The 13,273-nt window shown below is 74.9% G+C and carries 9 protein-coding genes; 5 read left to right on the forward strand and 4 right to left on the reverse strand.

Annotated elements, in window-relative coordinates; genetic code table 11:
• Positions 1–5: 5 nt before the first annotated feature.
• The 3 genes from ACIQU4_RS21430 to ACIQU4_RS21440 are packed head-to-tail and all read right to left on the reverse strand — an operon-like array spanning position 6 to position 3,027.
• Positions 6–965, reverse strand: a complete 960-nt coding sequence (locus tag ACIQU4_RS21430) for an ABC transporter permease (RefSeq protein WP_403732900.1) — start codon at positions 963–965, stop codon at positions 6–8.
• Positions 953–1,864: an ABC transporter permease gene (locus ACIQU4_RS21435; protein WP_403732903.1), complete on the reverse strand. Its 912-nt coding sequence runs from the start codon at positions 1,862–1,864 to the stop codon at positions 953–955. The genes ACIQU4_RS21430 and ACIQU4_RS21435 overlap by 13 nt, the downstream gene beginning before the upstream one ends.
• On the reverse strand, positions 1,864–3,027 hold the full coding sequence (locus ACIQU4_RS21440) for an ABC transporter substrate-binding protein (RefSeq protein WP_403732905.1): 1,164 nt from the start codon (positions 3,025–3,027) through the stop codon (positions 1,864–1,866). The genes ACIQU4_RS21435 and ACIQU4_RS21440 overlap by 1 nt, the downstream gene beginning before the upstream one ends.
• A 253-nt stretch (positions 3,028–3,280) precedes the next feature.
• Between ACIQU4_RS21440 and ACIQU4_RS21445 the strand changes: the two genes are divergently transcribed.
• Together ACIQU4_RS21445 and ACIQU4_RS21450 are read left to right on the forward strand one after the other, a co-directional pair.
• Entirely contained in the window at positions 3,281–4,027 is a 747-nt protein-coding gene (locus tag ACIQU4_RS21445; protein ID WP_403732908.1) for a GntR family transcriptional regulator, read from the forward strand.
• 212 nt (positions 4,028–4,239) lie between these two features.
• Positions 4,240–5,124: a LysR family transcriptional regulator gene (locus ACIQU4_RS21450; RefSeq protein ID WP_403732912.1), complete on the forward strand. Its 885-nt coding sequence runs from the start codon at positions 4,240–4,242 to the stop codon at positions 5,122–5,124.
• A gap of 65 nt (positions 5,125–5,189) precedes the next feature.
• Here ACIQU4_RS21450 and ACIQU4_RS21455 read toward each other — a convergent pair whose 3' ends face one another.
• Entirely contained in the window at positions 5,190–5,903 is a 714-nt protein-coding gene (locus ACIQU4_RS21455) for an ABC transporter ATP-binding protein (protein WP_387289099.1), read from the reverse strand.
• Positions 5,904–6,101: 198 nt separating this feature from the next.
• Between ACIQU4_RS21455 and ACIQU4_RS21460 the strand changes: the two genes are divergently transcribed.
• From ACIQU4_RS21460 to ACIQU4_RS21470, 3 genes are read left to right on the forward strand one after another with little or no spacing between them, the layout of a single operon-like run.
• A complete protein-coding gene (locus ACIQU4_RS21460; RefSeq protein WP_403732917.1) occupies positions 6,102–9,401 on the forward strand; it encodes an FtsX-like permease family protein in 3,300 nt (1,099 codons plus the stop codon).
• Positions 9,398–12,211, forward strand: a complete 2,814-nt coding sequence (locus tag ACIQU4_RS21465; RefSeq protein ID WP_403732920.1) for an FtsX-like permease family protein — start codon at positions 9,398–9,400, stop codon at positions 12,209–12,211. Before ACIQU4_RS21460 ends, ACIQU4_RS21465 begins: the two co-directional genes overlap by 4 nt.
• Positions 12,208–13,185, forward strand: a complete 978-nt coding sequence (locus tag ACIQU4_RS21470; RefSeq protein ID WP_403732923.1) for an ABC transporter ATP-binding protein — start codon at positions 12,208–12,210, stop codon at positions 13,183–13,185. Before ACIQU4_RS21465 ends, ACIQU4_RS21470 begins: the two co-directional genes overlap by 4 nt.
• Positions 13,186–13,273: the final 88 nt, after the last annotated feature.

Consider the following 13,273-nt stretch of genomic DNA (forward strand, 5'->3'; position numbering starts at 1 on the left):
GGAGGTCAGGACTCCTTGCGGGAGGTGGGGGACGTGCTGGGGGCGGAGGACACCGTGGCGGGGTTGGTCCCGGCCCGCGAGAGGACGAGCAGCAGCAGCCAGGTGATGAGGAGGCTGAGGATGGAGACGGCGACCGACATCCGGGCGTGGGCACCGGAGATCGTGACGATCCACACGGCGAAGGGCCTGAAGCCCAGCAGGGAGGCGATGGTGAACTCGCCGAGGACCAGCGCCAGGGTGAGGAAGGCGGCTCCGGCCAGCGAGGCCCGCAGGTTGGGCAGGAGCACGCGCAGGACCACGTACGGCCAGCTCGCGCCGCAGCTGCGGGCGGCCTCGACCAGCGTCGGCACGTCGATGGCGCGCAGGCCCGCGTCGAGCGAGCGGTAGACGAACGGCAGCGCCAGCACGGTGTAGGCGAGGACCAGGACGACGGGGAACTGCTCGTTCTGCACGGCCAGGAAGGTCTGGTAGAGCGGGGTCCGCGACAGGTGCTCGGGGCCCCAGCGCAGCACGGTGGTGATACCGGTGACCAGCGCGATCGGCGGGACCACCAGCGGCAGCATGCACATCACCTCCACGACCGGGCGCAGCCGCGGTGAGCCGAGGCGTACGGCGACCAGCGCGGGCACGGCGAGCAGCAGCGAGGTCGCGATGGTGGCGGCGGCCAGGCCGAGGGAGAGCAGCATGCTCTCGGTGAACCCGTCGGCTGCGAGGAGCTGGGTGTACGCCTCGAAGCTGATGCCCTGGCCGGGCACGTGCACGGTGAAGACGAAGGAGGCCAGGAGCGGGGCGAGGAAGTACGCGCCGGCCAGCAGGAGTACGGCTCCGCGCCAGACCCGGGGACGGGGGCGGCGGCGCGGGGCGCGGGCCTGCGCCGTGATGCCGGCCGGCGCCACCCCGCTGTCCGGGGCGCTGTCCCCGGTGTCCGGGGCGGTCGGTGCGGGCGTCGGGGTCATCGCAGCCATCGGGCGCTCCGTCGCTGGAGGGGCAGGTAGACCGCCATGACGAGGCCGGCGATCAGGATCATGTCGAGGCCGAGGGCGAGCGCCACGTTCTCCTGTCCGGTCAGCACGTTGCCGGACAGCGCGTCGGCGATCTTGAGCGTGACCAGCGGTACGGAGCCGCCGACCAGGGCCGCGGCCGTGGCGTGCGCGGCGAAGGCGGTGCCGAAGAGCAGCACGAACCCGCCGAGCAGGGAGGGCGCCAGGACCGGCAGTCCGACGTGGCGCCAGAACTGCCATCCGGTGGCCCCGTTGTTCTGGGCGGCCTCGCGCCACTGCGGGCGCAGTCCGTCCAGCGCCGGGGCGATCACGAGCACCATGAGCGGGATCAGGAAGTACAGGTAGACCACGGTCAGGCCGGTGAAGGAGTACAGGTTCCAGCCGAATCCGGTGAGATCGGCGAGCTGGGTGACGACCCCGGAGATGCCGACGGTGGCGATGAAGGCGAACGCGAGCGGCACGCCGCCGAAGTTGGCGAGGACGCCGGATGCGGTCAGCGCGGCGCTGCGCAGGGCCTGCGACCGGGAGGTGACCACGGCCTGCGCGATCAGGACCCCGAGCACGCCGCCGATGAGGGCGGTGAGGGCGGAGAGCTGGACGCTGCCGATGAGCGAGTCGAGGTACGGGCCCTGGAGCGAGCGCGAGAGGTGCTCGCCGGTCAGCCGGGTGGCGCCGGTCGACGGGTCGGTGCGGGTGATCGCGCCGAACGCGATGGCGCCGAGCGGGATGCCGAAGCAGAGCCCGGTGAAGGCGAGGAGCGGGAGGGCGGCCAGCCAGGTGCGCGGGCCGCGCCGCCGGCGGCGGCTGGTGGTGTTGCCGCCGGCGGTCCCCTCCGGGTGGGAGGTGGGGGTGGAGGGGGACATCAGGAGAGGGCCTTGTCCCACTTCTCGGCGAGGGTGGCCTTGGCCTTGTCCAGCTCCGCGGAGGCGGGGAAGGCCGGGGTGCCCTGGATCTGCGGGAGCTTGGCGGCGGCGTCCTTGTCGACGGTGCCGTCCTGGGTCATGACCGGGAGCAGGACCGCGCGGGCGTGGCCCTTGAGGTAGAGGTTCTGGCCCTCGGCGCTGTACAGGAACTCCATCCACAGGCGGGCGGCCGCCGGGTTCGGGGCCTCCTTGTTGACGGCCTGGGAGTAGTACTGGGCGTAGACGCCGTCGGTGGGGACGGCGACCTTCCAGTCGACGCCCTTGCCCTTGAACTGCTCGGCGTAGCCGGCGTTCAGGTAGTCCCAGTCGATGGAGATGGGCGTCTCGCCCTTCTCGACGGTGGCCGGGGTGGACTCGACCGGGATGAAGTTGCCGCTCTTGCGCAGCCGGCCGAAGAAGTCGATGCCGGGCTGGATGTCGGCGAAGGAGCCCTTGTTGGCGAGGGCGGCCGCGTAGACGCCGCCGAAGGCGGAGCCGGACTTGGTCGGGTTGCCGTTGAGGGCGACCTTGCCCTTGTACTCGGGCTTCAGCAGGTCCGCGAAGGTGGTCGGGCAGTTCGGGATCCTGGCCGCGTCGCAGCCGATGGAGACGTAGCCGCCGTAGTCGTTGTACCAGCGGGCGTCGGCGTCCTTCTGGCCGGCCGGGATCTTGTCCCAGGCGGTGACCTTGTACGGGGCGAACAGGTTCTCGCCGGCGCCGCTGCGCGCGAAGGCGATGCCGAGGTCCATGACGTCGGGGGCGCGGTCCTGGCCCTTGCGGGACTTCACGGCGGCGATCTCGTCGGCGCTGGAGGCGTCCGGGTTCTCGCTGCTGACCTTGATCTTGTACTTGGCCTCGAAGGCCTTGATGATCTCGCCGTAGTTCGCCCAGTCCGGCGGCAGCGCGATGACGTTGAGCTTGCCTTCCTTCTGGGCGGCCGCGACGAGGGCGTCCATGCCGCCGAGGTCGGCCGCCGAGGTGGCGGCGCCCGGCTGGACCTTGGACTTGCCGTCACCGGTGGTACCGGCGGCCTTGTCCGGAGCGGCGCCACACGCGCTGAGCGTCGTGAGGACGGCGGCGCTGAGCAGTACGGCTGCACCACGGCGAGCGGAGGAACTGAGCACGGTCTCTCCCGGAGACGGGTTCCTGACGGGGGTCGACTTGTCTGAACAAGTTGGCTCCAGTTCGCCCGGCCTCGCTATACGGAAGATGAACGGGGGCTGGACCGCGGGGCACGGCTCGACGAAGAGACGAGAATGACCGAAAGAAGCCGTGACAGGGAGCATCCAATGATCTTCAACGCCTAGGTTGGCGGGACCGTCGACAGACGCGGGATACGGTCGACGCGAGGTCGACAGATGGGGGGCGGAGTACGCAATGGGCACGATCCGGTATCTGGAGATCGCCGACGCGCTGCGCACGGCGATCCTCTCCGGCGAGTACGCGGTGGGCGCCCAGCTGCCCTCGGAGAGCGATCTGGCCGCCCGCTGGTCCGCCTCGCGCGGAACCGTCCGCCAGGCGGTGGCCACGCTCGCCGCGGAGGGGCTGATCGGCTCCCGGCAGGGCGCCCGGAGGATCGTTCTGCGCCACGAGCGGCGGCACAGCTTCGGCGAGCTGAACAGCTTCGCCCAGTGGGCCGAGGGGCTCGGCCAGGAGGTCACCAGCCGCTTCCTGGCCCGGGTCCGCCGGCCGGCCACCGCCGAGGAGGCGGAGCGGCTCGCACTCGCGCCGGACACCGTGATCCTGGCCGTGGTACGGCTGCGGCTGCTCGACGGGGAGCCCACCATGGTGGAGCGGACCGCGTACGCCGACTGGGTCGCGGCCGCGGTCGAGGCGCTGCCGGACGAAGTCCGCTCGGTGATGGACAGCCTCGCGAACGGCTCCGGAATCGTCGCCCACTACGGCGAGCACCTCATCGACGCCCTGCCGGCCGGCAGCGAGGACGCGCGGCTGCTGGAGATCCGGCGCGGGAGCCCTCTGCTGCGCCAGCGGCATGTATCGGCCACCGCGACGGGTCGTCCGATCGAGTGGACCGATGACCGCTACCGCGCCGGCAGCGTCACGTTCAGTGTGAGCAACTCGGCGGTAGCCACTCCCCTGGAGCGCCGTACGGGCGAGGGCTGACGGCTCAGAGCGCGAGCGCGGCGGCCGCTTGGCGGCGCAGCCGCGGTTGAGGACGGTGACCTCGTCACCCGCGTCGCGCAGGAGGCTGACCAGGTGCTTTCCGAGGTACCGGCTTCCGCCGATCACGAGAATCCTCTGCATGGGTTCGACTGTGCCGCTGTATCGTCCCCGGCAGAACCGATCACTCGCTGAACGGGTACGAAGGAAAACCGATGATCGATGTGCAGCGACTGCGGATCCTGCGGGCCGTCTCCGAGCACGGCAGCTTCAACAAGGCGGCCCGGGCCCTGCTGCTGACCCCTTCCGCCGTCTCGCAGCACATCGCCTCGCTGGAGCGGAGCCTGGGCCACCCGGTGGCGGTGCGCAGCACCCGCGGGGTCACCCTGACCGAGCCGGGGCGGCTGCTGGTGGAGGCGGCGGAGACGATCTCCGCCGAGCTGGACCAGGTCCGCCACGAGATCGACCGGCTGACGGCGCACCGGCCCCGGCTGACGGTGGCCACGTTCACCAGCGGCGGCCGGTGGCTGCTGCCCGCGGCGCTGGCCGAGTTCGTGGCCGCGCACCCCGAGGTGGAGCTGACCGTACGGGAGGCCGAACCGGAGGCCGCGGTGCCCATGGTGCGCGGGGGCGAGGCCGACCTCGCCCTGGCCTACCACTTCGACGGTCCGCCGCCCCTGCGGGGCGGGCTGGACTGGACACCGCTGATGGACGACCCGCTGTGGCTGGCCCTGCCGCACGAGCACCGGCTCGCCGGCCGGGACTCGCTCGCCCTGGCCGAACTCGGCGCCGACCGCTGGGTGTTGGGCTGCCTGAAGACGGAGGCCTATCTGCGCCGGTACGCGGGGCTCGCGGGCTTCGACCTGCGGGTGGCGGCCTCCACCACCGACTACTTCTTCGCGCAGACCCTGGTCGCCGCGGGCGTCGGCGTCGCGCTGATCCCGCACGTCTCGCTGGCCCCGGAGACCTCGGTCACCCTCGTCCGGGTCGAACCGCCGCGCCCCGCCCGGCACATCGGCGTGGTCACCCCCCACCGCCGCCGCCCCCACCCGCACACCGAAGCCCTGACCGCGGCCCTGGCCAAGGCGGCGACCCGATGACCCCCGACCCGATGACCCCCCACCTCCTCGCCGACTTCGCGGACGGTCCGCGGGTGGCGGGCCGGTCAGGCGTCTGAGTCCTCGACGATCCGGCCGTCGCGCAGCTCCACCACGCGGTCCGCGAGTTCGATCAGGGCCGGGTCGTGGGTGGCGACCAGGGCCGTGACTCCCTCGCTGCGGACCACCGCGCGCAGCAGCTGCATGATCGAGCGGCCCGTCTCGGAGTCGAGCTGGCCGGTGGGTTCGTCGGCGATGATCAGGGCCGGCTCGTTGGCCAGGGCGCGGGCCACGGCGACCCGCTGCTGCTGGCCGCCGGAGAGCTCGCCGGGCCGCTGCTCGGCGTGGTCGGCGAGTCCGACCAGCGCGAGGAGGGTGCGGGCGCGCTCCTCGCGCTGCTTCGCCGGGATCTTCCGCATCCGCATCGGGACGCCGACGTTCTCGACCGCGGTCAGGACGGGGAGCAGCCCGAAGGACTGGAACACGAAGCCGATCCGGTCGCGGCGCAGCGCGAGCAGCCCCTGTTCGTCCAGCCCGGCGAGGTCGGTGCCGTCGAGTACGACGCTGCCGCCGGTCGGGGTGTCGAGGCCGCCGACCAGGTTCAGCAGGGTCGTCTTGCCGGAGCCGGAGCGGCCCTTGAGGGCGGTGAGCCGGCCGCGTTCGACCTCGAAGGACACCCCGCGCAGGGCGTGCACCTCACGCTCGCCGCTGCCGAAACTGCGGTGGAGGCCTTCGGCCACGACCATGGGCGTCGCCGCCGTGTCGACCTGGTTCTGCGTCATGGTGTGGACTCCCCCTGGAATCGGCCGGCGATCGCCGATGCGGTCAACGCAATCGCCTCAATCGCCCTCAATCGCTTCGTTTCGAATTTTGTTCATCCGCCCCACCCTTCGCGCAAGCCCCTTCCGTCGCGCATTCGAATCTGACAGCATCGTCCGCTATCCGGTGCCAACGGTCCGGATGGGGGAGGAAAACGGCACATGCTCGGCTTCGTCGTGCGTCGGCTGCGCGGGCGAGTGCCGCTCGCCGCCGCCGTGCTGCTGACCGTACTGATCACCACGACCGTGCTGACCGCACTGTCCGCGTTCACCCGCGGCGTGGGCGAGGCCGGGCTGCGCCAGGCCCTGCAGGGTCCGGACCGGGCCCGGACCACCGTCCTGGTCACCGGCGAGCACGCCGCGGCCGACCGCGGCAACGACGACGAGGCCGTACGGGCCTTCGCCGACGAGCTGTTCGGCCGGCTGCCCGTCGCCGTCGAGAGCGTGGCGCGCAGCCGTTCGTACGGGCTCCCCGGCGCGCGCACCCCCGGCCGGGACGCCGACCTGACCCTGCTCGCCGCCTTCGGCCGCCAGAACGTACGCCTGCTCGCCGGCCAGTGGCCCGAGCCGGTCGGCGCGCCCGGCGGCCGGATACCGGTGGCCGTACCCCGGACGGCGCTGACCCGGCTCGGGCTGAGCCCCGAGGCGCTGCCCGCCGAGGTGCGGCTCGACGACCGGTACGGCGGCGCCCCGCTGACCGTGCTGGTCACCGGGGTGTACCGGGCGGCCGACCCCGACGCGCCCTACTGGCGGCTCGACCCGCTCGGCGGCCGCGAACTCCAGGTCGGCAGTTTCACCACGTACGGCCCGCTGCTCGTGGACGACACGGCCTTCACCGCGGGCGGGCTGGTGCAGAACAACCGCGGCTCGCTCCTCACCCCGGACCTCGCCACCACCCACAGCTCCGACGCCGAGGCGATCGCCGACCGTACGACCGCGGCCGCCGAAGCGCTGAAACGCACCAAGTCCCTCCAGGCCAAGACCGAACTGCCGGAGTTCCTCGGTGAATTGGCATCGGCCCAGCTGGTCGCCCGGTCGACCCTGCTCATCGGCGCACTACAGCTCGCCGTCCTGGCCGGGGCCGCCCTGCTGCTCGTGGCACACCTCCTGACGGAGCGCCAGGAGGGCGAGCGGGTGCTGCTCGCCGCGCGCGGTGCGTCCCGCCGCCGCCTCGGCGCGCTCAGCGCGGCCGAGGCGCTGCTGCTCGCCCTGCCCGCCGCCGTCCTCGCGCCCCTGCTCACCCCGCCGCTGCTGCGCCTGCTCGGCGGGTTCGGCCCGCTCGCGCGGGTGCCGTTCAACACCGCCGGGACCTGGCTGCTGTGGCCGGTCGCGGCCGGCTGCGCCCTGGCCTGCGTCCTGCTGGCCGCGCTGCCCGCCGTACTGCGCGGCGTCGCGGCCGCGGCCCTTCGCCGCAGCGGACGCCGCCAGGCCCTGGTGGCCGGGGCCGCCCGCTCGGGCGCCGACCTGGCGCTGCTGGCACTCGCCGCCCTCGCCTACCAGCAGCTGTCCCGACAGAGCGGGGACGGGCTCACGGCCGGTCCGGCCGCCGACGGCGGACGGATCGGCGTGGACCCGGTGCTGGTGGCCGCGCCGACGCTGGCCCTGTGCGCGGGCACGCTGCTGGTGCTGCGGCTGCTGCCGTTCGCCGCGCGGCTGGGCGGGCGGATCGCCGCCCGGGGCCGCGGGCTCGGCCCGGCGCTCGTGGGCTGGCAGCTCGCCCGCCGGCCCGGGCGGGCCACCGGGCCCGTGCTGCTGCTCGTACTCGCCGTCTCCAGCGGGGTCCTGGCCCTCGGCCAGCACGCGGCCTGGTCCGCTTCCCAGCGCGACCAGGCCGAGTTCGCCACCGCCGGGGGGCTGCGGATCTCCGGCAGCGACCTCGCCTCGATGGGCCAGGCCGGCCGGTACGCGGCGCTGCCCGGCGGCGAAGGAGTGATCCCGGTGATCCGCAAGCCGCAGGAGCTGCCGGGCGGGCGGGCCGCGCAGGTGCTCGCGCTCGACGCGGCCGGGGTGGCCGAACGGGTGCCGCTGCGCGCCGACCTGCGCGACGGGCGCGGGATGCGGGAACTGTTCGCGCCCCTGTCGGCGCCGACCTCCCCCGGCGCGGGCGGCATCGCCCTGCCCGGGAATCCGCAGCGCATCGACCTCGACGTGGAACTGCGGGTGTCCGGCGGTGACAGCGGTCACCCCGGCATCGGGCTGCTGGTGCGCGACCGGTTCGGGCTGACCTACCGGACGCCGATGGTCCAGCTGCCCGCGACCGGGGCGGCCACCGCCTCGGTGGACCTCGGCGCGCTGACCGGCGCCCCGCTCGGTTCCGCCGCGGCTCCGCTGACCCTGGCCGGGATCGCGGTCTCGTACGGATCGGGCGAAGAGGGATCGGACTTCGGTACGGGTGAAGCGGCGGCAGCCGGTGCGGAGTTGGCCGTACGACGGCTGGCCGTCGCCGAGACCGCGACCGGCCGGGCTGAACCGGTGGCGGCCGCGACCGGCGCGGGCGCGGGCGCGTGGACGCTTTCCGGACCCGCGCTCACCGACGGCTCCGCCGCCGCGGAGCTGCTGCCGGGCGCCCGGGACGGCTCGGAGCTGCTGCGGCTGCGCTACCGGGGCGGCCACGAGGCCAAGGCCGGGATTCAGCTGGCGCTGGCGCCGCCCGGTGCACAGAGCGCCGCCGAGGTGCCGGGGATCGCCACCCGCGCCTACCTCGCCGGGGTCGGCGCGGCCGTCGGCGACCTGGTCCCCGTACCGCTGGGCGGCGTATCGGTGCCGGTGCGGATCACGGCCGCGATCGACTCGCTCCCCGTGGCCGGGGACACCGCGCTCGCCGTCGATCTGGGCTCCGTGGGGCGCCTGTTGGCGGCGGGCGGCGCACGCGAACTGCCCGCTCCCACCGAGTGGTGGCTGCCCGCGAAGTCCGCCGCCGACACGGCGCCGGCCCGTGCCGCCGCCGAACTGCGGTCCGGCGCCGGGGTGCAGCAAGTACGACTGCGCGAGGAGGTCGCCGCCGGGCTGCTGGACGACCCGCTGAGCGCCGGCCCGCAGAGTGCGCTGGCCGCCCTCGCCGCGGCCTGCGCGGTGCTGGCGGCGATCGGCTTCGCGGCCTCCGCGGCGGCCGGCGCCCGGGAGCGGGCCCGGGAGTCGGCGGTCCTGCTGGCGCTCGGATCGCCCGGGCGCACCCTGGCCCGGACGGCGGCCGCCGAGAGCTGCCTGCTGGTCGGGCTCGGCTGCGCCGTCGGGGTCGGGCTGGGCGCCGCGATCGTCCATCTGGTGGTGCCGCTGGTGGTGCTGACGCCCGCCGCGCGCCGCCCGGTGCCGCAGGTGATCGTCGACCTGCCGAACGGCACGACGCTGCTGCTGACCGTCGCGATCGCGGCGGTGCCGCTGCTGTCGGCGGTGCTCGGCGGCCGCCGCGACCGGAACGTCTCGAACGCGGCCGCCCGGCTGCGGCACGTGGAGGAGCTGTGACCAGGCCCGCAGACACCCCGGACAGCGCGCAGGACGGCGCACCGGACGGCCCGCCGGAAGCCCGGTCCGCAGCCCCGTCCGGGGCGCGGCCCGGGGTCCGGCCCGCGCCGTGGGTGCGCACCCGGTTGCGGTCGGCCCCGTCGAGCGCCCTGCTCGCCGCGGCGCTCGCCTTCGTCGCCGTACTGCTCGCGGCCGCCCTGCCGCGCGCCCTGGACCGGGGCGCCGATCAGGCCCTGCGCTCGTTCCTGGCCGACCGCGGCCCCGCCGCGACGAGCCTGCTCGCCACCTCCACCGCCCGGTACGGGAAGCAGTCCCCCGAGAACCTGGACTCCGTACGGGACGCACTGCTCGCCCGTACCGGCGACGGCTTCGCCATCGCCCCCTCCGGAACGGTCCACGGCACCCAGGCGGCCAAGGCGCGCAGCCTCGCCAACCCCGAACTGCCCCACCCCGACGGCGTCCAGCCCCGGCTGGACCTGCTGTACCTGCGGGAGGCAGCCGCGCACGCCGAGCTGGTGGACGGACGCTGGCCGAGCGGCGGCGCCCCCGACGGGCGCGTACCGGTCGCGCTGTCCCAGCAGGTCGCGCAGACCCTGGGAGTCCGGGTCGGCACCGTGCTGGAGACCGTCGCGAACAGCTCCGACCCGATGAGCGCCGAGGTGGTCGGCCTCTACCGGGCCACCGACGAGGCCGACGTCTTCTGGACCGGGCTGCCCTGTCTCACCCGTGCCTGCGAGAGCTACACCCCCACCGTTCCGCCGCAGCGGTTCTGGCAGACCGCCGCCCTCGTCGGGTCCGACGGGCTCGACCGGCTCGGGCCGTGGGGCGAGGGCGCCGAGGACTTCTGGCGGCTCCCGGTGGACACCGGCCGGCTGCGCGCCGACCTGCTGCCCGGCGTCGCCCGGGAGGTCGCCGCGTACGTGGGCGGCCCGACCGCCTCCGCCCTGCGCAGTACGACGCAGCGGAGCGACCTGCGGATCACCTCCCGGCTGCCGGACCTGTTCAAGCAGGCCGAGGCCCGGCAGCAGGCGGTCGCGCCGCTCGCCGCGATCGGCCCGGCGGGGGTCGCCGGGGTGGCGGCCGTGGTGTTCTGCCTGGCCGCCGCCCTGACCGGGGACCGGCGGGAGTCGGAGCTGCGGCTGCTGCTGGCCCGCGGCGGATCGCCGCGCGGCATCGTCGGCCGGCTGCTCGGCGAGGGCGCCGTGACCGTCCTGCCCGCCTCCGCGGCGGCGACCGTACTCGCGCTGTGGCTGCTGGCGACCCCGCGGTGGACCGCCGCCCTCCTCGCGGCCGCCTCCGTCACCCTGCTGGCGCTGCTGGCCTTTCCGGTACGGGCCGCCGTGCTGCTGTCCGCGCGGCGCCGCGGGCCGGCGCCGCGGCGCAGGCTGGTCGCCGAGCTGCTGGTCGTCGCCGCCACCGCGGCGGCCGTGTTCGAGGTCCGCCGGCGCGGCGTGGCGCCGGCCGGTGACGGCCTGGATCCGCTGCTGGTCGCCGCCCCGCTGCTGCTCGCGCTGTGCGGCGGCCTGGTGCTGGCCCGCCTCCAGCCCGTCCTGGTGGGGGCACTGGCCCGGGCGGCCGGCCGGCGTCCCGGCCTGGTCGGCTTCCTCGGCCTGGCCCGCGCCGCCCGGGGCACCGGCGGCCGGGCGCGCCCCTCGGTGCTGCCGCTGATCGCCCTGCTGCTGGCCGTCACCACGGGCGGGTTCGGGGCCACGGTGCTGGACTCGGTGGACACCGGCCGGCTGCGGGTGGCCCGCCTGGCCGTCGGCGGCGACGTCCAGATCGCGGCGCCGTACGGGGACGCCCTGCCCCCGGCGATGGCGGAGGCCACCGCCGCCCTGCCCGGCGTACGGACATCGGTCGGGGTGTGGACGGACGACCGGGCGTTCGTGTTCGGCACCGTCCAGGGCTCCACCCAGGTCACGGTGGTCGTCGCCGAGCCGGTGGCGTACGCGCAACTGGCGAGGACCGTGGGACGCGGGCAGTTCGACCCGGCCCTGCTCTCGGGCAAGGGTGGTGACGGATCCACCGAGGCCCCGGTGCCGGCGCTGTTCAGCAGCGACCTGGCCAAGCTGGCGGCGTCCGGTACCTACCGGCTGTCGCTCGGCGCCGGCGGCGAACTGCAGATCGGCTCCGTCGGCGTGGTCGAGGGGACCCCGGCCAAGCCCGGGGCGGGTGGCGCCGTGGTCGTCCTGCCGGCCGGGCCGACCACCGCGCTGCTGCCCAGGACCGGGCACCCCGACCGGTGGTTGGCGACCGGGGAGGTCGACGGGGACCGGCTGCGCGAGGCCGTCCGGGCAACCGCCCCGGCGGGGACCGCCGGGCAGTTCACCGTCCGCACCAGCGCCGCCACGGCCGCCGAGCTGGGCAGCGACCCGCTCCAGCGGTCGGCGGTCCGGCTGTTCTGGGCCTCCGTGGCCGGGGCTGCGGGCTTCGCGCTGCTGGCCGTACTGCTCACGCTGGTACGGGCGGCGCCCGAACGCGCCGCGCTGCTGGCGCGGTTGCGCACGATGGGGCTGCGGCCCCGGGACGGCATCCGGCTGATCCTGACGGAGGCACTGCCGCAGGCGCTGGCCGCCACCCTCGGCGGGGCACTCGTCGCGGCCGCGGCCGTCGCCCTGCTGGGGCCGGCCATGGACCTGTCCGCCCTGGTCGGCTCGACCGTGCCCACGGGGCTCGGCCTGACGGCGCCGCCCGTGCTGACCCAGGCACTGGGGCTGGCCTTCCTGGTCACCGTGGCCGTGCTCGCCGAGGCGGCGATATCCGGACGGCGCCAGATCACCACCGAGTTGAGAGCGGGAGACCAGCGTTGAACAGCGACCAGCCGACCTACGAAGAGCTGCGCCGGCAGGCCGTGGCCGCCGCCGCACCGCGCACCCGGCGGGCCGACACCGCCATCGCCTGCGACCGCCTGGTCCGCATCTTCAGCGCCGACGGGGTCGAGGTGCAGGCCCTGCAAGGCCTGGAACTGACCGTGGAGCGGGGTGACCTGGTCGCTCTGGTCGGCGCGTCCGGCAGCGGCAAGTCCACCCTGCTGAACATCCTGGCCGGGCTGGACGTCCCCACGGCCGGTTCGGCCACCGTCGAGGGCTTCGACCTGCTCGGGATGGGGGCGAAGGACCGGCTGCGCTACCGGCGCGAGGCGGTGGGCTTCGTCTGGCAGCAGACCGCCCGCAACCTCCTGCCGTTCCTGACGGCAGCTCAGAACATCGCCCTGCCCATGCAGTTGCGGGGTCGGCGCGGGCGCGGCGCGGCGGGCCGGCAGGCAGAGCGGGTCGCCCGTCTCCTGGAGGCGTTGGAGATCGCCGATCTCGCGCACCGGCGTCCCGCCGAACTCTCCGGCGGCCAGCAGCAGCGGGTGGCCATCGCCGTGGCCATGGCCAACGACCCGGCGGTCCTGCTGGCGGACGAGCCCACCGGCGAGCTCGACTCCGAGACGGGAGCGGCGATCTTCGAGGCGTTCCGCACCGTCAACCGGGAGCTCGGCGCCACCGTGGTCATCGTGACGCACGACCCGCTCGTGGCGGGCGAGGTCCGCCGTACGGTGGCGATCCGCGACGGCCGTACCAGCAGCGAGGTGCTGCGCCGCACGGTCACGGACGAGCACGGCGCGGAGTCGGTGAGCGAGCGCGAGTACGTGATGCTGGACCGGACCGGCCGCGTGCAGCTCCCGCACAAGTTCCTGGAGGCACTGGGCATGGAACACCGCGTGGCGGTCGACCTGGCCGCGGACCACATCGAGGTCCGCCCCGACACGGCGGAGGACCCGGACGACCGGAGTGCATGAGCCGCCGTTCCGGCGCCCCCGGCCGGGGGACGAGCCGCGGCCCGCGCGATGTCACGACCGGTGAGCGAACTGGTGGGCGTCACTTCCG

Origin of the sequence: Streptomyces sp. NPDC090741 (assembly GCF_044769045.1) — a bacterium.
GTDB lineage: Bacteria > Actinomycetota > Actinomycetes > Streptomycetales > Streptomycetaceae > Streptomyces.

What these genes read in the sequence shown, in the direction of transcription:
- ACIQU4_RS21450 (WP_403732912.1), top strand. Translation starts at nt 4,240, where the DNA reads ATGATCGATGTGCAGCGACTGCGGATCCTGCGGGCCGTCTCCGAGCAC.
- ACIQU4_RS21430 (WP_403732900.1), bottom strand. Translation starts at nt 965, where the DNA reads ATGGCTGCGATGACCCCGACGCCCGCACCGACCGCCCCGGACACCGGG.
- ACIQU4_RS21460 (WP_403732917.1), top strand. Translation starts at nt 6,102, where the DNA reads ATGCTCGGCTTCGTCGTGCGTCGGCTGCGCGGGCGAGTGCCGCTCGCC.
- ACIQU4_RS21455 (WP_387289099.1), bottom strand. Translation starts at nt 5,903, where the DNA reads ATGACGCAGAACCAGGTCGACACGGCGGCGACGCCCATGGTCGTGGCC.
- ACIQU4_RS21435 (WP_403732903.1), bottom strand. Translation starts at nt 1,864, where the DNA reads ATGTCCCCCTCCACCCCCACCTCCCACCCGGAGGGGACCGCCGGCGGC.
- ACIQU4_RS21445 (WP_403732908.1), top strand. Translation starts at nt 3,281, where the DNA reads ATGGGCACGATCCGGTATCTGGAGATCGCCGACGCGCTGCGCACGGCG.